Consider the following 20,652-nt stretch of genomic DNA (forward strand, 5'->3'; position numbering starts at 1 on the left):
GACTCACCTCAATATGGAGATGGTCCCCAGGTATTTCAAGGCGCGCGGCAGATTGTCGCAATCCAGGCTGTCCAGCCAGTGTAAATCAGCCCAGCTGCGCAACCAGGTGAACTGGCGTTTCGCCAACTGGCGCGTGGCAATGATTCCACGCTCCTGCATTTCGGCTGACGTCAGTTTGCCATCCAGGTAATCCCAGACTTGTCGGTAGCCTACTGCACGTATAGACGGCAACCCGGCATGCAGGTCACTTCTTTTACGCAGGGCTACGACCTCGTCAATGAATCCCTGTTCCAGCATTAAAGTGAATCTTTGTTTAATTCGCTCATGCAATACCTGTCGATTTGCCGGAGCAATCGCCAAGTTCGCAACAGTATAGGGCAATTGTTGCCGTCCCGAAGCGGCTGCTTCAGTACTTTGCGCAGATTGTTGCTGACGCAGGGCGGTCATGCTTTGACCGCTGACCCGATAAACTTCCAGCGCCCGACTGAGCCGCTGAGGATCGTTCGGATGAATACGTGCCGCGGACTCCGGGTCAATCAGCGCCAACTGCTCGTGCAGGGCCTGCCAGCCAAGACGCGTAGCCTCTTCCTCGATTTGCGCACGCACATCGGGATCGGCCGCTGGCATGTCTGCCAGCCCTTCAACCAGAGCCTTGTAGTAGAGCATCGTGCCGCCCACCAGCAGCGGGATTTTTCCGCGGGCGGTGATATCGGCCATCGCTTCCAGGGCATCGCGACGAAAATCGGCGGCCGAATAGCTCTCGGCCGGATCGAGAATATCGATCAGACGGTGCGGGTATTGCGCCAGCAGTTCCTTGGAAGGTTTCGCCGTGCCGATATCCATACCGCGATAAACCAGCGCCGAATCGACACTGATCAGTTCGCAAGGCAGGACTTTGGTGAGCTCGATGGCCAGGTCGGTCTTGCCGGCGGCGGTCGGGCCCATCAGGAAAATCGCAGGTGGGAGCTGGCTCATCAACGACCGCGCAAGAACAGTTTGTCCAGATCGTCCAGGCCCAATTGGGTCCAGGTCGGTCGGCCATGGTTGCATTGACCGCTGCGCTCGGTGTTTTCCATATCGCGCAGCAGACCGTTCATTTCTGGCAAGGCCAGCCGCCGATTCGCCCGCACCGCGCCGTGGCAGGCCATGGTGCCGAGCAATTCGTTGATGTGCGCCTGAATACGATCGCTGGTGCCGTATTCCATCAGGTCCGCCAGCACATCGGCGACCAGCCGGTTGGCTTCTGCCTGCTTGAGCAAGGCCGGGATCTGGCGGATGGCCAGGGTTTCCGGGCCCAGACGTTGTAGTTCGAAGCCCAGGCGCTGGAACCAGGCCACATGCTCTTCGGCGCAATCGGCTTCCCGCTGGCTCAGGGCCAGGGTTTCAGGCACCAGCAGCGGCTGGCCGCTCAGGCCTTCGCTGGCCATGGCCACTTTCAGGCGCTCGTACATGATCCGCTCGTGGGCGGCGTGCATGTCCACCAGCACCAGACCCTGGGCGTTTTCCGAAAGAATGTAGATGCCCTTGAGCTGTGCCAGCGCATAACCGAGCGGTGGAATATCGTCCTTGCCGTCCGGCAGCGCCACGGCATTGGCCTCAGGCAACGGCGCGAAGAACTCGCGATAGGCCGCCTGAGCCTCTCCCGCCGGCAAAGCCGACTGTGGACGCGGTGTGTATTGATACTGGTAGCTGGCACCCGCACCCGAACCGGCCGGGCTATTGAAGGACGGTTGGGACTGCGGTTGCTCCAGCAGCGCATTGGCGGCCAGACGCATTTCACCCTGTGGGCCGAACTCACCGGCCTCCAGACCGCTAGGCCGAACGATAGCCGTGGCAACCGGTGCCGCCAGGTGATCATCAGGACGCACGTCGCCCAAGGCACGGTGCAAGGTCCCGTAAAGGAAATCATGGACCATGCGCCCTTCACGGAAGCGCACTTCGTGCTTGGTCGGATGCACGTTGACGTCGACGCCGGTCGGGTCGACTTCGAAAAACAGCACGAAGGTCGGGTGGCGACCATTGAACAGCACATCGCGATAGGCCTGGCGCACCGCGTGAGCGACCAGTTTGTCGCGCACCGCACGGCCATTGACGAAGAAGTACTGCAAATCCGCCTGGCTACGGTTGAAGGTCGGCAAACCGACCCAACCCCACAGGTGCAGGCCATTGCGCTCGATCTCGATCGGCAATGCCTGCTCGAGGAAGCCCGGACCGCAAATCGCCGCCACACGCCGAGCACGGGCCGCATCATCGTGGGCCTCGTGCAGGCTGAGGATGGTCTTGCCGTTGTGGCGCAAATGGAACGCCACGTCAAAGCGCGCCAGTGCCAGGCGCCTGATCACTTCCTGCAAATGATCGAATTCGGTTTTTTCGGTCTTGAGAAACTTGCGTCGCGCCGGCGTGTTGAAGAACAGGTCGCGTACCTCGACCGAAGTACCTACCGGATGCGCCGCCGGCTGCACCCGGGGCGCCATGTCGCGCCCTTCGGTCTCGACCTGCCAGGCCTGATCGGCATCACGGGTGCGGGACGTCAGGGTCAGGCGCGCCACGGAGCTGATCGACGCCAGGGCTTCACCGCGAAAACCCAGGCTCATCACCTGTTCGAGGTCTTCCAGATTGCGGATCTTGCTGGTGGCGTGACGCGCCAGGGCCAACGGCAGGTCATCGGCCGAGATGCCGCTGCCATCGTCGCGCACCCGCAACAGCTTGACACCGCCCTGCTCGACATCGACGTCGATACGCTTGGCGCCAGAGTCGAGGCTGTTTTCCAGCAGTTCCTTGATCACCGACGCCGGGCGTTCAACCACTTCCCCCGCAGCAATCTGGTTCGCCAGTCGCGGGCTGAGCAGTTCGATGCGCGCACCGCCATTCACTGCCTGATTCATTCTTTGGCCGCCAGTTCAGTGCCTGGAATGGTCAGGTGCTGACCGATCTTGAGTTCATCGCTCGACAGGTTGTTCGCGCTGCGCAGCGTGGCCGGTGAAACCTGGTAACGCACGGCGATCATGGCCAGCGTCTCGCCCGGGCTGACCCGATGGTCGCGCGGTCCCTGGGCGATCTTGCCGGAGTCACGCAGCCAGGCAATGTAGGTGCCCGGTGGCGGGTTCTGCTGGAAGAACTGGCGTACGCCGCTGCTGATCGAACGCGCCAGCGCCTGCTGGTGGCTGGACGCGGCGAGCTTCGACGCTTCGTTGGCGTTGGAAATGAACCCGGTTTCCACGAGGATCGACGGAATATCTGGCGACTTCAGCACCATGAACCCGGCTTGCTCCACCCGTTGCTTGTGCAGAGGCGTGACGCGACCGATGTTGCTCAGGACCTTCTGGCCAACGTTGAGGCTGGACGTCAGGGATGCGGTCATCGACAGGTCGAGCAATACGCCGGCGAGCATGCGGTCCTTGTCATCAAGGCTGACGTTGCCGGCACCGCCGATCAGGTCGGAACGGTTTTCACTGTCGGCCAGCCAGCGCGCCGTCTCGGACGTGGCGCCGCGATCAGACAGGGCAAACACCGATGCACCGAAAGCCGCCGCGGAAGGCGCAGCGTCGGCGTGGATCGACACGAACAGGTCGGCGCCTTTCTTGCGGGCGATTTCGGTACGGCCGCGCAACGGGATGAAATAGTCGCCGGTACGGGTCAGTTCGGCGCGGAAGCCTTTCATGCCGTTGATCTGGCGCTGCAGCTCGCGGGCGATCTGCAACACCACGTCTTTTTCACGCTGACCGCGCGAACCTGAGGCACCCGGGTCCTCGCCACCGTGGCCGGCATCGATCACCACGATGATGTCGCGCTTGCCGGCCGGAGCCGGTGGCAACTTGATCGCAGGTTCTGTCGGCGTGACCGGCACCGCAGGCACAGTCGCCACCGAAGGCGTCGGCGTGGGCGGCGGCGCGGCATCGGCGGCGTTATCGAACAGGTCGACCACCAGGCGGTTGCCGTACTGGGCATTCGGCGCCAGGGAGAAGCTTTTCGGGGTGACGGCTTTTTTCAGGTCGATGACCACCCGCAGGTCGGTCGGCGTCCGTTGGGCCGAGCGCATGGCGGTAATCGGAGTATTGGAAGTGTTGACGTTCAGTGGCGCACCCAGGGTTGCGCCGTTGATGTCGATCACCAGACGGTCAGGTGCGGTCAGGGTAAAGACGCTGTGCTGCACCGGGCCGGTCAGGTCAAACACCAGCCGCGTGTTGTCCGGCGCCCGCCACAAGCGAACACTGTTGACCTTCGCATCGGCCACAGCGTCGACGGTCACCGCCAGAAACAACACCCCAACGGCAGCAACCAACGCGCGAAAGCGCATACCTAACCCCATCATCTATTTGGATTCCAATGCCAAAGCGGCACACCAGGCCTCGCCACGCGAGCCCTGGGGCAAAATTTTCAGCGATCGCCCGCTGTTATGCGGGCTAATGGTAATGGTCAGGTCAGGCTTTGGCAAAAAGCCTGCGCCCTTGTCGGGCCATTCGATCAGACACAGGGCGTCGTCTTCGAAGTAGTCACGGATACCGAGAAACTCCAGCTCCTCCGGATCGACCAGACGATACAAGTCGAAGTGGAAGGCACGGGCGTCACCGATTTCATAGGGTTCGACCAGGGTAAAGGTCGGGCTCTTGACCGCCCCGACATGGCCCAGGCCACGGATGATGCCCCGGGACAGCGTGGTTTTGCCCATGCCGAGGTTGCCTTCGAGAAAGATCAGGCCATGGCCCTGGGTAACGCGGGCAATACGTGCGCCAAAGTCGCTCATGGCCTGCTCATCGGCCAGGTACAGGGTTACTTCAGACACGGTGCTTGCTCCTCCAACAACTGACGAATGGCTGGTATCAGATCACTGGCCGCCAGCCCACGGCCGAATTTACCTTGTTGCGCCCCCGCGTTGGCGTGCAGCCAGACCGCCAGACAGGCGGCATCGAATGCTTTCATCCCTTGGGCAAGCAATGCACCGATCAATCCCGCCAGCACATCCCCCAGACCGGCGGTGGCCATGGCCGGGTGACCCTGATGACAGACCGACAAGCGCCCGTCCGGATGAGCAATCAGGCTGCCCGCCCCTTTGAGGACGACGACCGCTGTATATTTTTCACTCAATGCGCGAGCTGCCGCCGGGCGATTCGCCTGCACTTCAGCAGTGCTGATGCCCAACAGGCGTGCGGCCTCGCCAGGATGCGGCGTGATCACGCAATCCCCGGGCAGGCTGACATGCTCACTGGCCAACAGATTCAAGGCATCGGCGTCCCAGACTTGTGGCAGCGGCGCATTGGCCGCCGCCGACAGCAGGCTGCGCCCCCACGCGGCCTGGCCCAGACCGGGCCCGACCACCAGCACTGAAACCTTCTCCAGCAAACCCATCAACTGGTTGGCCGACGATGTACCCAGCACCATGGCTTCGGGAATACGCGCAAGCGCCGCCGGAACATGTTCCGGGCGGGTGGCCAGCGACACCATGCCGGCACCGCTGCGTAATGCCGATTGCGCGCTCAACAGAATCGCGCCGCCGAAACCGCGGTCACCGCCAATCAGCAGCACGTGGCCGAATTTGCCTTTATGGGCGGCCGGTGGCCGACAGGCGAGACGCGGCAAGTTGCCCGCACTCAAGCGTGCGGCGACAGAGGCGGCCTGGCTCAACAATTCTGGGTCAGCCTGCAAATCGTTGAACATCAGCTGGCCGACCACGTCGGCGGCTTCACCGGTGAACAACCCGAGCTTCAACCCGATAAAGGTCACCGTCAGGTCAGCCCGAACGGCATGACCGAGGATACGACCGGTGTCGGCACATAAACCTGACGGAATATCCACCGCTACCACAGGCAGACCACTGGCATTGATCGCAGCGATCGCCTGCGCATAAGGCTGGCGAACATCACCACTCAGACCGGTCCCGAGCAACGCATCCAGGACAACGCCGCGCAATTCGGACTGTGTTGTCCACGACACAATAGAAACATTTTCAGAAACCGCTTCTGCGTGGGCCAATGCCGCGTCGCCCTGCAATCGCGACGGATCCCCCACCGCCAGAACTCGAACCGTCCAGCCGGCGCGCCGGGCCAGCACAGCCACCAGATAACCGTCGCCGGCGTTGTTGCCATGCCCGGTCAGCACACTCAGTTCGTTCGCCGCCGGCCACCGACGCACCAGCGCGCGCCATGTCGCATAGGCCGCTCGCTGCATCAATTCGAAGCCCGGCGTGCCTGCCGCGATCAGGCTCGAATCCAGCGCTCGCACCTGCGCGGCGCTGTACAGCACGTCGGGTAATTCATCTTTAGTGTGCGGCATGCGTCTTCGGGCTCCGATGTCTGGCAGAATTATACGCACCTCAGCTCCGGTTTCTCTTGTCTCATGCCTGCTATTACCACCGATTTGCCCGCCCTCGCCCAATCCATCAAGGACTGGGGCCGCGAGCTCGGCTTTCAGCAAGTGGGCATCAGCGGTCTCGACCTGGCCGAGCACGAGCAACACCTGGAACGCTGGCTCGCCGCCGGCTACCACGGTGAAATGGAATACATGGGCGCCCATGGCAGCAAGCGCTCACATCCGGAGGAACTGGTCCCCGGTACGCTGCGCGTGGTATCGCTGCGCATGGACTACCTGTCCGGCGATACACAAATGGCGAAAATGCTCGCCCAACCAGAAAAAGCCTACGTCTCCCGTTACGCCCTGGGCCGCGATTATCACAAGCTGATCCGCAAGCGAGTGCAACAGTTGGCGGAAAAAATCCAGGCCGAGATCGGCCCCTTTGGCTACCGGGCCTTTGTCGACAGCGCCCCCGTTCTGGAAAAAGCCATCGCTGAACAGGCCGGCCTTGGCTGGATCGGCAAAAACACACTGGTCTTGAATAAAAAGGCCGGCAGCTACTTCTTTCTCAGCGAACTGTTCGTCGACCTGCCCTTGCCGGTCGACCCGCCCCACGCCACCGAACACTGTGGCCGTTGCACCGCGTGCCTCGACATCTGCCCGACCAACGCCTTCGTCAGCCCTTATGTGCTCGACGCCCGGCGCTGCATTTCCTACCTGACCATCGAACTCAAGGGCGCCATTCCCGAGGACTTGCGTCCGTTGATCGGCAATCGGGTATTCGGTTGCGATGACTGCCAGATCGTCTGCCCGTGGAACCGCTTTGCCCGTCCGTCCGGTGAAAACGACTTCAAACCCCGGCACAACCTCGACAACGCCGGCCTGGCAGAACTATTCATGTGGGACGAGGACAAGTTCCTGAGCAATACCGAAGGCTCGCCATTGCGCCGGGCCGGTTACCAGAGCTGGTTACGCAACCTGGCCGTCGGATTGGGCAACGCCCCGTCGACGATTCCGGTACTGGAGGCGTTGAAAGCGCGGCGCGAATATCCGTCCGAACTGGTGCGCGAGCACGTCGAGTGGGCACTCAAACAACATGCCGAGCGTCAGGCTTCGTCGTTGTAGACGAACTTGGGCATTTCCCAATGGAAGCGGATCGCCAGCAAGCGCAGCAGAAAACCGCCAAACAAGGTGATCAGGATCGATTGTTCGTTGGGTAATTGCAGATAGATGCAGAGCATGTAGCACCATGCCGCCGCGAACGACACGCTGGCGTAGAGCTCACGGCGGAAGATCAGTGGAATATCGTTGCAGAAAATATCCCTGAGGATGCCGCCGAACACCCCGGTGATCACACCGCTGACAGACGCCACCAGCATGCCATGGCCCATTTCCAGCGCAGTGATGCAGCCGATCAGGGTAAACGCCACCAACCCCATGGCGTCGAGTACCAGAAACATTGAGCGCAAGTGGCGCATCCAGCGCGCGGTGAACACCGTGATCATCGCAGCGACCGACGTCAACACCAGGTATTCCGGGTGCTTGACCCAGGTCAGCGGGTAATGCCCAAGCAGCACATCGCGTACCGAACCACCGCCCAGGGCTGTGACGCAGGCGATCAACACCACCCCAAACCAGTCCATGCCTCGCCGCCCGGCGGACAAGGCGCCGGTCATTGCTTCGGTGGTGATGGCGATCAGGTAGAGCATCAACAGCATGGTGGCGGTCCTTGCACAAAGGCGCGCAGTCTACTCAGTTCGTTCAGGCACCAAAAGAGGGCGAAACGCTTTGTAGTAGACGGCTTGCTAGCGAAGGCGTCTTCGCCAACAAGCCGGCTCTTACCCTTTGCATATCAAGCCTTGATGAAGTGCTTGCGATAATGCTGCAGCTCGGCGATTGACTCGCGGATGTCGTCCAGAGCCAGGTGGGTGCTGCCCTTCTTGAAGCTGTCACGCACGTCCGGCGCCCAGCGCGCAGCCAGTTCCTTGAGCGTGGAAACGTCGAGGTTGCGGTAATGGAAATAGCTTTCCAGGGATTTCATGTGGGTATAAAGGAAGCGACGGTCCTGGCAGATGCTGTTGCCGCAGATCGGCGACTTGCCCCTCGGCACCCATTTTTCCAGAAAGGCGATGGTCTCGGCTTCAGCCTCGGCCATGCTGATGCGGCTGTCACGCACACGTTGGGTCAGGCCCGAGTTGCCGTGGGTGCGGGTGTTCCACTCGTCCATGCGTGCGAGCACTTCGTCGCTGTGGTGAATGGCGATCACCGGACCTTCAGCCAGGGTATTCAGCTCACTGTCGGTGACAATGGTGGCCATTTCGATGATGACGTCGTTGTCCGGATCCAGGCCGGTCATTTCCAGGTCGATCCAGATCAGGTTCTGTGGGTTTTGCATGTGTCGGCTCCTAGGCAATGCTGCGCAGTTTAGCCTAGGCCGGTGGCCGGGCGTGCTAAACTCGCGGCCGTTTTACCTAATCGCTGCATTCTTGATACGGAACACCCATGGCCAAACGCCAACTCAATCGTCGTCAAAACTGGCGCATCGAAAAGATTCAGGGCGAACGCGCTGCCCGCGCCGCCAAACGCGAGTCCTCGGCTGTCGAGGCACTTGAGGGCGGCGACCTGGGCCCGGAACAGCACGGTCTGGTGATCGCGCACTTCGGTGTGCAGGTCGAAGTCGAGGCTCGCGACGGTGAACTGGCCGGTCAGGTGTTTCGTTGCCACCTGCGCGCCAACCTGCCGGCGCTGGTGACCGGCGATCAGGTGGTCTGGCGTGCCGGCAACCAGGGCATCGGTGTGATCGTCGCGCAACTGCCACGCAACACCGAGCTTTGCCGTCCGGACAGCCGTGGACAGCTCAAGCCGGTAGCAGCCAACGTCGACATGATTGTCATCGTCTTCGCCCCGCTGCCCGAGCCGCACGCCAACCTGATCGACCGTTACCTGGTCGCGGCTGAGCACGCGGGTATCAAGCCGCTGTTGCTACTGAACAAATTCGACCTGATCGACGAAAACAACGCGCCAGCGCTCAATGCCCTGCTCGCGGTGTATCGCACCCTGGGTTATCCGGTGCTGGAAGTGTCGGCGCACCACGGCAACGGCATGGAACAGTTGCAGAAGCAGTTGGACGGGCGCATCAGTGTGTTCGTCGGCCAGTCCGGCGTAGGCAAGTCCTCGCTGGTCAACAGCCTGTTGCCGAACGTCGAAACCCGCGTCGGCCCGCTGTCCGAGCTGTCGGGCCAGGGCACTCACACGACGACGACCGCGCGTCTGTTCCACTTCCCCGGTGGCGGCGAGCTGATCGACTCCCCGGGTATCCGCGAGTTCGGCCTGGGTCACGTCAGTCGCGCCGACGTCGAAGCCGGCTTCATCGAGTTCAACGACCTGCTCGGCACCTGCCGCTTCCGCGACTGCAAGCACGACCGCGAACCCGGTTGCGCCCTGCTCAAGGCGCTTGAAGACGGCCGTGTGCAACAACAACGCATGAACAGCTATCGCTCGATCATCGCCAGCTTGCCGGAAAACGGCTACTAAACAGCCCCATCGACCGCACCGCCTCAAGCGAGGCGGTCGGTGGCAGGATTTCCCCTCCACTTAAACATCAGAGATTTCTGTAAGGCGCCCGCACGCGCTCTTGTAGGACATTTCTCTTTCCACTCCGCCCCCTTGTGGCCGCCCTGCAATCGCCTAATTTCAAACCCTCTTCGCACAGCTGCGACACCGAGGGATCCCCATGCAAACCTACCACCTGTTCATCAGCCACTCGTGGACCTACTCCGATGCCCACGACAAGCTGGTGAAAATGCTCACCGCCCACCCGACTTTTACCTTCAAGAATTTCTCGGTGCCGACGCACAACCCGATAGTCGGAGCACAAACCGACAAACAACTCATCGACGCCATTGAAAACAAAATCCGCCCCTGCTCTGCCGTACTGATCATGGCCGGGATGTATTCCACCTACAGCAAGTGGATCAACAAGGAAATCGAAATCGCCAAGCGCATGGGCAAGGTGATCGTCGCGATCAAACCGTTCGGTGCCGAGCGAATTTCCACGGTGGTGCGTGATGCGGCGCATGCCGAATGCGCCTGGAATACCAACAGCATCGTCAATGCGATTCGCCAGCATACGGCGGTGTAATCATGCGCAAGGGACTGTTTATCGGTATTAATCACTACGAACATATCACCCCGTTAAGCGGTTGCAGCAACGACGCCATGGCCATGGCATCCGTGCTGAAAACCGACGCCAATGGCGATCCCAACTTCAAGAACCTGGTGCTGACTTCTGCTGAGGACTATCTGAGTCGGGAAAGACTCGAAGATCAGATACGCGATCTGTTTTCCGGAGATTGCAACGTGGCGCTGTTGTACTTCGCCGGTCATGGCAGCTTTGACAGCGATACCGACGAAGGCATGCTGGTCCCGCAGGACTACAGGACAGCCAAGGATGGCATCCGCATCAGCGATATCCTGAACTGGGCGACCAAAGCGACGAAGATCAAGAACAAGGTGATCATTCTCGACTGCTGCCAGAGCGGCTCCGCGGGGGAAGTGCGTGCGCTGCGCAGCGAAAGCAGCGTGGTTGGCGAGGGCCTGACCATTCTCACGGCGTGCAAAAAGGAACAACCGGCGATGGAAGGCGCCGGACACGGTGTCTTTACAGGATTGCTGCTTCAGGCGCTGCATGGCGGTGCAGCGAATATCCTCGGCAAAATCACCCCGGGCAGCCTTTACTCGTTCGTCGACAATGCCCTCGACGCCTGGGAACAACGCCCGGTGTTCAAGACCAATGTCTCGCAATTCATTTCGCTGCGCGAAGTCTCGCCACTGATTCCCAAGGAAATATTGCGCAAACTGCCCGAGTGGTTTGCCGAAGCAGAATCGATCTACCCCCTCGCCCCGAGCTTCGAGCCCACCGAACCAGACTTTAACCCGGAACAGGGCGAAGTCTTCGCTCAACTGCAAAAGTGCAACCGCCATAGCCTGGTCGAACCGGTGGACGCCGAGCACATGTACTACGCCGCCATCCAGTCCAGCGGCTGCCGCCTCACCGCCCTCGGTGCCTACTACCGCGAACTCGCGATCAAGGGACATTTCTGATGCCAGTGTTTATCAGCTACCGCCACATGGACCGCGCCCACGCGATCCACATCAACACGCGCCTGATGCAGGCCAACATCCGGACCTACCTCGACGTACTGGACCCCGAATCCCAGACCACTGAAGACATCACCGGGGTGATCACCCGCAACATCAGTGAATGCACGCACCTGCTGGCGGTGGTGTCGGAAAGAACCGCGCAGTCCTGGTGGGTGCCGTTCGAAATCGGCGAGGCGACCATCACCCACCGACGCATCTGCTCGTTCAAGACGGGCCCGACAGAACTGCCGCTGTACCTCGACAAATGGCCGAAGCTCAGCAGCGATCGGGATATCGAGTTCTTCATTGACGCTTATCGCAATGAAGTTACCCACAAGCGTTCGATGTCACTGGAGTCCATACACGGCAGCGAATCAGCCCGCAGCTACAACAGAAGCAACGCCGATCACTTCCACGCCGACCTCAAGGCTCGAGTCCTGCGCGGCTTTTGACGTAAAGGACGCCAACAAAAAAGCCGACATCGCTGTCGGCTTTTTGTTGGGTCACTGCTTCGGCGTCTCAGCCGCTTTGGCCGGCTCGCCCGGTTTGGGTACCGGGTCGTCGAACAGGTTCAGCCGCTCGCGCAACTCGTGGGCCGGCAAGGGTTCCTTGTCCGCCGGTAACGCATTCGGATCGACCGGCACAGCGGGTGCTCCTGGCGTTGCGGCCGGTGCAGCCGAACCTTGCGGCGCTTCGGTTGCAGGTGCCGGTTCCGCCCCTTGCGAGCCTTCGATGGCGCGCTGGGCTTTCTTGGTCAGGACCACGATATCGATACGACGGTTGACCGGGTTGAACGGATGCTCGCGGTCAAACAGTGCGGACGAGGCATAACCGACCACCCGCGCCACCTGCGCATCCGGATAGCTGCCGGCCACCAGCGCACGCCGTGCGGCGTTGGCCCGGTTGGCCGAAAGCTCCCAGTTACCGAAGTCACCGGTGCCGGTGTACGGCTTGGCGTCGGTATGGCCGCTGATGCTGATCTTGTTCGGCACCGCTTTGATGGTGTCGGCCATGGCCAGCAGGATGTCCTCGAAATACGGCTTCAGACGCGCACTGCCGGAATCGAACATCGGCCGGTTCTCCGCGTCCATGATCTGGATGCGCAGGCCGTCCGGAGTGATTTCAAACGAAATCTGATCCTTGAATTTCTGCAGTTGCGGGTTCTCTTCAACCTTGTTTTGCAGCTCTTGCAGCAACAGTTCAAGACGTTCTTTCTCGACCTGCTCGGCCATACCTTCGACTTGATCGGTATCGACGGTCACTTTGTCCGGCTGTGGCTGCGACTTCACCTCGGGGTTGAGGGTGTTTTCCGGCGCCAGGGTCGGCGTACCGCCCAGATCGATGATGTAGGGCGTACCGCTTTCGGAAAAGCCGATCGGGTCCTTGAAGTAGCCGGCGATGGCGATCTTCTGTTCCGGCGTGGCGGTGGACAGCAGCCACAACACAAGAAAGAACGCCATCATCGCCGTGGCGAAGTCGGCGAAGGCGATTTTCCAGGCGCCCCCGTGATGCCCGCCGGCGATGCGCTTGACGCGCTTGATGATTATCGGCTGGTTATTTTCCATTGAGAGTGCTCTGTCTCACAAATACTGTTCCTTTTTGACGGTGCCTGTTGTCGCCATACTGCGTTGCCGCTCCTCGCCATAGCGCGCTATGACTCGTCGCGGCGCCTTGTCCGGCAACAGCAGTCACTCGCCAAAAAAGGAACGTATTTGCGAAACAAAGCACTATCGACCACGAACCGCTTGTTCCAGCTCGGCGAAGCTTGGACGGTGCGCCGGGTACAGCACCTTGCGCCCGAACTCCACGGCCAGCGATGGCGGCATGCCGGAAGCCGAAGCCACCAGCGAAGCCTTGATGGCTTCATAAACGTTCAACTCTTCCTTGGCATCGTGAGCCAGGGAATGGGCCAACGGGCCGAAGAATCCGTAAGCCGCGAGAATACCGAAGAAGGTACCGACCAGTGCCGCACCCACATGCAGGCCGATGGACTTCTGGTCGCCTTCACCCAGGGAGGCCATGGTCACCACGATACCCAATACCGCCGCGACAATACCGAAGCCGGGCATGGCGTCGGCGATGCCGTTGACCGCATGGGATGGGTGTTCCAGGTCTTCCTTGAGACTGTACAGCTCCATGTCGAACAGGCCTTCCAGCTCATGGGGAGCCATGTTGCCGGAGGACATGATGCGCAGGTAGTCGCAGATGAATGCGGTCATGCGCTCATCTTTCAGGACGGTCGGGTATTTCGCGAAGATCGGGCTCGCGGCGGCATCTTCGATATCGCCTTCAATGGCCATCATGCCTTCGCGACGGCTCTTGTTGAGGATCTCGTAGATCAGGCCCAGCACTTCCAGGTAGAAGGCGTGGCTGAAGCGCGAGCTGAACATGCTCAAGGATTTCTTGAGCACGTGCATAGTCATGTAGCCGGGGTTGGCCTGCAGGAAAGCACCCAGTGCCGCACCACCGATGATCATCACCTCGAAAGGCTGGATCAGGGCGGCAATCTTGCCGTGGGAGAGCACGTATCCGCCGAGCACGCTCGCGAATACGACGATGATGCCGATAATTTTAGCCATAGGTAGGAAAGTACTTACTGAGTCGGGTTCAAGGTCATATTCGGAAGTTAAAAAATCTCTTCTTCTACTTATCGGCAAAACTGCGCCAGACTATAGCCAGTTCAGGCGAAAAGCTAATTTGACCCCATCCGGGCACAGGTAATGTTGACAATGATCGCCTCCCACCATGGTTAACGAAACGAACGTCCCAACACCAAAACCCTCAACACTCGAAGGCTGGGTCAAGCTTCTCGATGGCGTGCGCCTGCCCGTTCCGCAGGCCAGCCACGACCGGGTCTGCAAGGCCATCCGCGATAATCGCAGCTCATTGCGCGACATCGCCGAGCTGATGCAAGGCAGCCCAGCGCTTGCTTTGAGCGTTATCCGTGAAGCCAATCGGCACAGCCATGCCGGCATGACCGAGCCTGCGGAAAACCTCGAGGTGGCGATCAATCGCCTTGGTTTGAAGCGCACCGAAGAACTGCTCGCACGCCTGCCGGCCGAACCTGAGGCCGAGATTCCCAAGGCTTTGCGCCAGCTGCAGTTGATCAGTCAGCACGCCACGCAGCAGGCCAACGGTTTTTTTGCCAGCCGCCTGGCGCGGCTGTGGCAGGACATCCATTGGGGCAGCCTGTTGTTTTTGTCGCCGTTGTGGCCGCTGGCCCTAACCCATCCGAAGCTGCTCGAAGAGTGGGAGCTGCGGGTCATCCACAAAGGCGAGTCGGCACGCAAAGTCGAGAAACAACTGTTCGGCGTACGCCTGCTGGAGATCGGCCAGGCGCTGGTGGATATCTGGCGTCTGCCGATCTGGGTGCAGCAGGGTTATCGATTGCTGCTCACTGAACAGCGGGAACTGGTGAAAGTTCTGCGCATTGCCCGTGACAGCGAACACCCGTTGCGTCAGCAGAACCGCCTGGATGACGACCCGGACCTGCGTCGCTGGCTCAATCAGCCGGCCAACACCGTGTTGCTGGCCAATGGCCTTGCGCTGTCGGCGCAACAGGCCTGGGACAGCCCGCACAGCCAGCGCTGGCAGTACCTGACCAGTCTTTACCTGCAAATTCCGATGGAAGAAGTGCAGCAACAACTGCATCAGCAAGCGGCCAACAGCGCTCGCCATCACGCTATGTCCGACCTCTGGCACCCCGCCGAATCACTGATCTGGCCGTGGGGCATGAACCGTATCCACGCAGGGTTATTGCCAGCGGCGGCGCCCAGTGCAGAAGAGCTGGCGAAGTGGCGCAAGCAATGCGCCGAGCTACTCGTCGAGCCAAGTCGGTTCACCAATGCCATGCACCTGACCATCGCCGCCCGCGACGCGCTGGTGGCGTGTGGCATGCGTCGGGTGATGATCCTGATGGCCGATCGCACCCATGCCAATCTGCGGGTACACCAGACCGCCGGGTTGCCGAAGGAAGCGGCCGGACTGAATTTCGTGGTCAGTCAGAGCACGGTGTTACAGCGCCTGCTGGCCCAACAGGCGCAGGTACGTTTGACCCCGAGCAACAACGCGCAGTTTTCCGCGCTGCTGCCCAACAGCCTGCGCTCGCAGTTCAACGGCGAACACCTGCTGCTGCGTTCACTGGTCAACAATGGTCGGGTGATCATGATTGTCGTGGCCGATCAGGGCGGCAGCCAGTTTTCGGAGATCACCGTGCAAGCCTTCGGTAAAACCGCGCAGTGCATCGAAAAGGCCTTGCACAGCTTTAGCACCCGAGGCCAATGACCCTGCGCTACAATCCTCCCTTTTGTGCCCTGGAGACCTCACATGTCTGACTTCTCTGGCTTGCCGCTGGTGATCGAGCCGAGCGACTTGCTCCCTCGCCTCGACGCCCGCGATCTGATTCTGGTCGATCTGACCAGCAGCGTCCGCTATGCCGAAGGGCATATTCCCGGCGCGCGTTTTGTCGACCCCAAGCGCACGCAGCTGGGCCAGCCACCGGCGCCGGGCCTGATGCCGCCGCAAGCGGCGCTTGAGGCGCTGTTCGGTGAACTGGGCCACAACAAGGACGCGGTCTACGTGGTCTATGACGACGAAGGCGGCGGCTGGGCCGGGCGCTTCATCTGGTTGCTGGACGTGATCGGCCATACGAAGTACCACTACGTCGATGGCGGCCTGCTGTCTTGGCTGGCCGAAGGCTTGCCGGTTTCGACCGAGGTGCCTGCTTCGGCTGGCGGCCCGGTCAGCCTGACCTTTCACGAAGAACCCACGGCCACCCGCGAATACCTGCAAAGCCGCCTCGGCGCCGCCGACCTGGCGATCTGGGATGCACGCGGACCGCTGGAATATTCGGGCGAAAAAGTCCTCGCAGCCAAGGGTGGGCACATCCCCGGCGCGGTGAATTTCGAATGGACGGCCGGCATGGATCAGGCGCGCCAGTTGCGCATCCGTACCGATATGCCGCAGATCCTCGAACAGCTCGGGATCAGCAAGGACAAAGAAGTGATTACCCACTGCCAGACACACCACCGTTCTGGCTTCACCTATCTGGTGGCCAAGGCTCTCGGTTATCCGCGGGTCAAAGGCTACGCCGGCTCATGGGGCGAATGGGGCAACCATCCCGATACGCCCGTAGAAATGTAAGGTTTTTAAGGACCGTTAATGAACAAGCGTCTGTTTATCATCAGCCAGTACCTGCTGCCTCACCACTTGCTCTCGCGATTGGCCGGCTGCATTGCCGAATGCCGCGTGCGCTGGTTCAAGAATGCCTTCACCGCGTGGTTCGCCAAGCGTTATCAGGTGGACATGTCCCAGGCGCTGGTCGAAGACCTGACCGCCTACGAGCACTTCAACGCCTTCTTCACCCGTGCCCTGAAAGACGGCGCGCGCCCGCTGGACCAGACGCCGGGCGCGATCCTCAGCCCGGCCGACGGCGCCATCAGCCAACTGGGCCCGATCGAGCATGGTCGCGTATTCCAGGCCAAGGGCCACAGTTTCAGCGTGCTGGAACTGCTCGGTGGTGACGAGGCGAATGCGGCTCCGTTCATGGGTGGTGACTTTGCCACCATTTACCTGTCGCCGAAGGATTACCACCGCGTGCACATGCCGCTGGCCGGTACCCTGCGCGAAATGGTCTACATTCCGGGTCGCCTGTTCTCGGTCAACCAGACCACCGCTGAAAACGTGCCGGAACTGTTTGCCCGCAACGAGCGTGTTGCGTGCATTTTCGACACCGAGCGCGGGCCGATGGCCGTGGTACTGGTAGGTGCGATGATCGTTGCGTCGATCGAAACCGTCTGGGCCGGTCTGGTCACACCGCCGAAACGCGAGTTGAAGACTTTCCGCTACGACGAAGCTGCTCGCGCGCCGATTCACCTGGAGAAAGGTGCAGAACTGGGTCGCTTCAAGCTGGGTTCGACCGCCGTCGTGCTGTTCGGGCCGGATCAGGTGAAGTGGGACGACGACATGGTTGCCGGCTTGTCGGTGCAGATGGGTCAGGGTATGGGCTCGCCAAAAGCCTGATCCATAAAACACTTGTGGGAGCGCGCTTGCTCGCGATGCAGGCACTGCGGTCCATCTGCTGAACCGCGGTGATGCTATCGCGAGCAAGCTCGCTCCCACAGGGATTTACAGTTGTTTTGCGGCGTTAGAGCTGGCCGTCGCGATCGCGAAAGCCCAGCAGATACAGCACGCCATCCAGCCCCAGGGTAGAAATCGCCTGCTTGGCCGACTGCTTGACCAGTGGCTTGGCACGGAATGCCACGCCCAACCCGGCAATCGCCAGCATCGGCAAGTCGTTCGCACCGTCACCGACCGCAATGGTCTGCTCCAGACGCAAACCTTCCTTGTGCGCCAGCTCCTTGAGCAAATCCGCCTTGCGCTGTGCATCGACAATCGGCTCGACCGCAACACCGGTCACCTTGCCGTCCACCACTTCCAGTTCGTTGGCGAACACATAGTCGATGCCCAGTTTGGCCTGCAATTGCTTGGCAAAGTAAGTGAAGCCGCCCGAGAGAATGGCGGTTTTGTAGCCCAGGCGCTTGAGTTCGGCGAACAGGGTTTCGGCGCCTTCGGTCAGGCGCAACGAAGCACCGATGGAATCCAGCACGCCCACATCCAGGCCCTTGAGCAACGCCAGGCGCTCTTTGAAGCTGGCGCGGAAGTCCAGTTCGCCGGCCATCGCGCGCTCGGTGATTTCCGAGACCTTGTCACCGACACCGGCAGCCTTGGCCAACTCGTCGATCACTTCGGCTTCGATCAGGGTCGAGTCCATGTCGAATACCGCCAGGCGACGGTTACGGCGGAACAGCGAATCTTCCTGGAAGGCGATGTCGACGTTCAGTTCCTGGGCGACGCTGAGGAATTCGGCACGCAGCGCCTGCGGATCAGCCGCCTCACCGCGCACGGAAAATTCGATGCAACCCTTGCCCTTGTCCGCCGGCGTGTCCAGCGGCATACGCCCGGACAAGCGATCGATGTGATCGATGTTCAGACCATATTTGGCAGTGATCGAGCTCACCGCCTGCAATTGGCCAGCGGTGACCTTGCGGGTCAGCAAGGTCACGATATGACGCTTCTTGCCCTGGTTACCGACCCATTGCTGGTAGTCCTCTTCGGACACCGGCGTGAAGCGGACCTGTTGATCGAGCTCATAGCCCTTGAACAGGATGTCCTTGAGCACGGACTTGCCTTGCTCGGTGTCAGGAATTTCAACCAGGATGCCGAACGACAAGGTGTCGTGGATCACCGCCTGACCGATGTCGAGAATGTTCACACCACCCTGGGCCAGAACGCCAGTAATGGCCGCCGTCAGACCCGGACGGTCGGACCCCGTGATGTTTATCAGGACGATTTCGCGCAAGGCGCACCCCCGCAGGTGGAAAAAAACCGCATTCTACCCACTTTCAGTGACCATCGGGCACCGTGAGCGCTTTGCCGGTCTTGGGCCTGTCGCTATACTGCGCGTCAACTTCACGGACAAAAGAGCCGAGCTCAAGTGAACCGGCCCACGCCAGTAAAAACCGATAACTTCTTTCTGCTGATCTTCCGTGCACTGCGCCACCGCCGTGTACCGATTGCATTGCGCATTGCCAGCCATAACGTGATCCTGGTCGCCCTGGCCCTGGTCATCTATGCCGGTGTGATGGGTTTGCAGTTCAAGCAGGCCATGCACGAGCAGGCGGATGCGCTGGGCGAAAGCCTGACCACGCAGACCGCCACGTCGGCCACCGAGCTGCTGGTGTCCAACGACATCCTCAGCCTCAACGTGCTGCTCAACAACCTGACCAAGAACAAACTGGTGGCCCACGCGGCCATCTACAGCGTGGACAACCGCATCCTCGCCGAGTCCGGCCAGCGCCCCAAGCATGGCCTGCTGGGCGAAGCCGAGGGCATGTACCAGAGCAAGATCACCTTCCAGGACGTGACCGCCGGGCAACTGCGCATCAGCCTCGACATGGACCAGTTTCAGCAGCCGATGACCATCAGCCTGCAAAGCATGGGCATCTTGAGTGCGATCCTGCTGGCGTTGTCCCTGGCCTTGAGCCTGCGCATGGGCCGTTATCTGTCCACGCCGCTCCTGCAATTGCGGGTGTGGCTGCGCAACATCGACGAATACACCCCGGCCACCGACCGCCAGGACGAAATCGGCGACCTGGCCCGTCAGCTGCACGCCAACTTCGCTCCCGAACCGGCCGAACCGCCGCCAGCGCCAGAGCCTGAGTTCGACGAAGTTGAAGAAGAGCCGGAGTTCGAAGTGCGCAACCTGCGCGACCCGAGCTTCGACGAAAGCCGCCCGGTCGCTGCGCTCAAGCCAGCTCCGCGGCACATCGTCAGCACCGTCGAAGACGATGAAGATGACGATGCCTTCGCCGACCTGCGCGACGAGACACTGATCAACAATCCGCAACCGGTTGTTCGTCAGGCCACCCCGAGCGTACCGCAACACAGCGCCGTGCTCGCGGTACAACTGGGCTCCCAGGAACAACTGCGTCGACTGCCTCGCGCACGCCTGGAAGAGCTGCTGGAACGCTATCGCGATTGCCTCGACCAGGCCGCTTCGCTGTATCAGGGCGAAGTGGAAACCCTGAACGATGGCAGCACCCTGATGCTGTTCCACACCGAAGACTGCGGCGACGATTACCTGACCAATGCCATTTGCTGCGGTGAATTGCTGCGGGCCTTGGGCCATCAATTGCAGATCGAAGTCGCCGACAGCGGCATTACCCTGCAACTGCAACTGGGCCTGACCCTCGGCGACGAGTTGTTCGGCCTGAGCCAGATCGACCTGTTGCTGACAGATTCGGCGCAGGATGCCCTGGCCTTGTCGCAACACAGTCGCAACCTGCTGCTGGTGGAACGCAAGATCAGTGACGATGCGCTGATTCGCCAGCGTGCGCGGATCCGGCCGATCGCCAGCCCGGAAGGCGCGTGCTGCGTGGAGCGCTTGATGGAGCCTTATCCGTCGATGCTGGAGCGTCAGTTGGCACGAATGCACGAACGCCGTGCCTGAGGCCTTGATGTCAAGAAGCCCGCAGATGAGTGATTGTCTGCGGGCTTTTTTGTGTGTGGTGGTTTCGTGATCTCGCCCGGCTTTGGAGCCCCCTCACCCTAACCCTCTCCCAAAGGGAGAGGGGACCGATTGGGGGATGCTCGGGATCTACAACGACCTGAACGAGCAAGACCGAATCCATAATCGCCAAGATCTTTCAGGTCGATGTATGA

The 20,652-nt window shown here is 60.8% G+C and carries 19 protein-coding genes; 9 read left to right on the forward strand and 10 right to left on the reverse strand.

What is annotated here, in order from left to right:
• Positions 1–3: 3 nt before the first annotated feature.
• From miaA to EIY72_RS15040, 5 genes are read right to left on the reverse strand one after another with little or no spacing between them, the layout of a single operon-like run.
• The gene (gene miaA, locus EIY72_RS15020; protein ID WP_093227204.1) at positions 4–975 is read right to left on the reverse strand and encodes a tRNA (adenosine(37)-N6)-dimethylallyltransferase MiaA; all 972 of its coding nucleotides are present in this window, start codon (positions 973–975) and stop codon (positions 4–6) included.
• Positions 975–2,885: a DNA mismatch repair endonuclease MutL gene (gene mutL, locus EIY72_RS15025; protein ID WP_132680146.1), complete on the reverse strand. Its 1,911-nt coding sequence runs from the start codon at positions 2,883–2,885 to the stop codon at positions 975–977. The genes miaA and mutL overlap by 1 nt, the downstream gene beginning before the upstream one ends.
• The gene (locus EIY72_RS15030; protein ID WP_197678877.1) at positions 2,882–4,309 is read right to left on the reverse strand and encodes an N-acetylmuramoyl-L-alanine amidase; all 1,428 of its coding nucleotides are present in this window, start codon (positions 4,307–4,309) and stop codon (positions 2,882–2,884) included. Before EIY72_RS15030 ends, mutL begins: the two co-directional genes overlap by 4 nt.
• Before the next feature lie 3 nt (positions 4,310–4,312).
• Entirely contained in the window at positions 4,313–4,783 is a 471-nt protein-coding gene (gene tsaE / locus EIY72_RS15035) for a tRNA (adenosine(37)-N6)-threonylcarbamoyltransferase complex ATPase subunit type 1 TsaE (RefSeq protein ID WP_093227210.1), read from the reverse strand.
• Entirely contained in the window at positions 4,771–6,270 is a 1,500-nt protein-coding gene (locus EIY72_RS15040) for an NAD(P)H-hydrate dehydratase (RefSeq protein ID WP_093227212.1), read from the reverse strand. Before EIY72_RS15040 ends, tsaE begins: the two co-directional genes overlap by 13 nt.
• Positions 6,271–6,333: 63 nt before the next feature.
• Between EIY72_RS15040 and queG the strand changes: the two genes are divergently transcribed.
• The gene (gene queG / locus EIY72_RS15045) at positions 6,334–7,413 is read left to right on the forward strand and encodes a tRNA epoxyqueuosine(34) reductase QueG (protein WP_093227214.1); all 1,080 of its coding nucleotides are present in this window, start codon (positions 6,334–6,336) and stop codon (positions 7,411–7,413) included.
• On the opposite strand, the gene EIY72_RS15050 is transcribed toward queG, so the two are convergent.
• A complete protein-coding gene (locus tag EIY72_RS15050) occupies positions 7,395–8,006 on the reverse strand; it encodes a trimeric intracellular cation channel family protein (protein ID WP_093227216.1) in 612 nt (203 codons plus the stop codon). The two genes, queG and EIY72_RS15050, sit on opposite strands and share 19 nt — an antisense overlap.
• 134 nt (positions 8,007–8,140) lie before the next feature.
• Positions 8,141–8,683: an oligoribonuclease gene (gene orn / locus EIY72_RS15055; RefSeq protein WP_093227218.1), complete on the reverse strand. Its 543-nt coding sequence runs from the start codon at positions 8,681–8,683 to the stop codon at positions 8,141–8,143.
• Between the two features lie 107 nt (positions 8,684–8,790).
• On the opposite strand from orn, the gene rsgA reads away from it, so the two are divergent.
• The 4 genes from rsgA (at position 8,791) to EIY72_RS15075 (ending at position 11,882) form a co-directional block, all read left to right on the forward strand.
• Positions 8,791–9,822, forward strand: coding sequence for a small ribosomal subunit biogenesis GTPase RsgA (gene rsgA, locus EIY72_RS15060; RefSeq protein ID WP_093227220.1), 1,032 nt, complete (start codon positions 8,791–8,793; stop codon positions 9,820–9,822).
• A 199-nt stretch (positions 9,823–10,021) separates the two neighbouring features.
• Entirely contained in the window at positions 10,022–10,429 is a 408-nt protein-coding gene (locus EIY72_RS15065; RefSeq protein ID WP_093227222.1) for a TIR domain-containing protein, read from the forward strand.
• A gap of 2 nt (positions 10,430–10,431) precedes the next feature.
• On the forward strand, positions 10,432–11,391 hold the full coding sequence (locus EIY72_RS15070) for a caspase family protein (RefSeq protein WP_093227224.1): 960 nt from the start codon (positions 10,432–10,434) through the stop codon (positions 11,389–11,391).
• On the forward strand, positions 11,391–11,882 hold the full coding sequence (locus EIY72_RS15075) for a toll/interleukin-1 receptor domain-containing protein (protein WP_093227226.1): 492 nt from the start codon (positions 11,391–11,393) through the stop codon (positions 11,880–11,882). The genes EIY72_RS15070 and EIY72_RS15075 overlap by 1 nt, the downstream gene beginning before the upstream one ends.
• A gap of 51 nt (positions 11,883–11,933) precedes the next feature.
• Here EIY72_RS15075 and motB read toward each other — a convergent pair whose 3' ends face one another.
• Together motB and motA are read right to left on the reverse strand one after the other, a co-directional pair.
• Positions 11,934–12,995 (reverse strand): flagellar motor protein MotB, encoded by a 1,062-nt coding sequence (gene motB, locus EIY72_RS15080; protein WP_093227228.1) that lies wholly within the window; start codon positions 12,993–12,995, stop codon positions 11,934–11,936.
• A gap of 162 nt (positions 12,996–13,157) precedes the next feature.
• Positions 13,158–14,009 carry a flagellar motor stator protein MotA gene (motA, locus tag EIY72_RS15090; RefSeq protein WP_093227230.1) on the reverse strand — a complete coding sequence of 284 codons (852 nt, stop codon included), beginning with the start codon at positions 14,007–14,009 and terminating at the stop codon, positions 13,158–13,160.
• A 166-nt stretch (positions 14,010–14,175) separates the two neighbouring features.
• Here motA and EIY72_RS15095 point away from each other — a divergent pair, with 166 nt between their 5' ends.
• From EIY72_RS15095 to asd, 3 genes are read left to right on the forward strand one after another with little or no spacing between them, the layout of a single operon-like run.
• Complete coding sequence (locus EIY72_RS15095; protein ID WP_093227232.1) at positions 14,176–15,714, forward strand: HDOD domain-containing protein; 1,539 nt, start codon at positions 14,176–14,178, stop codon at positions 15,712–15,714.
• 42 nt (positions 15,715–15,756) lie between these two features.
• Positions 15,757–16,572 (forward strand): rhodanese-like domain-containing protein, encoded by an 816-nt coding sequence (locus tag EIY72_RS15100; RefSeq protein ID WP_093227234.1) that lies wholly within the window; start codon positions 15,757–15,759, stop codon positions 16,570–16,572.
• A gap of 18 nt (positions 16,573–16,590) precedes the next feature.
• Positions 16,591–17,451 (forward strand): archaetidylserine decarboxylase, encoded by an 861-nt coding sequence (gene asd, locus EIY72_RS15105; RefSeq protein WP_093227236.1) that lies wholly within the window; start codon positions 16,591–16,593, stop codon positions 17,449–17,451.
• 124 nt (positions 17,452–17,575) lie between these two features.
• Here the strand turns inward: asd and serB are convergent, their stop codons facing one another.
• Positions 17,576–18,790 (reverse strand): phosphoserine phosphatase SerB, encoded by a 1,215-nt coding sequence (gene serB / locus EIY72_RS15110; protein ID WP_093227238.1) that lies wholly within the window; start codon positions 18,788–18,790, stop codon positions 17,576–17,578.
• A gap of 135 nt (positions 18,791–18,925) precedes the next feature.
• On the opposite strand from serB, the gene EIY72_RS15115 reads away from it, so the two are divergent.
• A complete protein-coding gene (locus EIY72_RS15115) occupies positions 18,926–20,440 on the forward strand; it encodes an AhpA/YtjB family protein (protein ID WP_093227240.1) in 1,515 nt (504 codons plus the stop codon).
• Positions 20,441–20,652: the final 212 nt, after the last annotated feature.

Origin of the sequence: Pseudomonas vancouverensis (assembly GCF_004348895.1) — a bacterium.
GTDB lineage: Bacteria > Pseudomonadota > Gammaproteobacteria > Pseudomonadales > Pseudomonadaceae > Aquipseudomonas > Aquipseudomonas vancouverensis.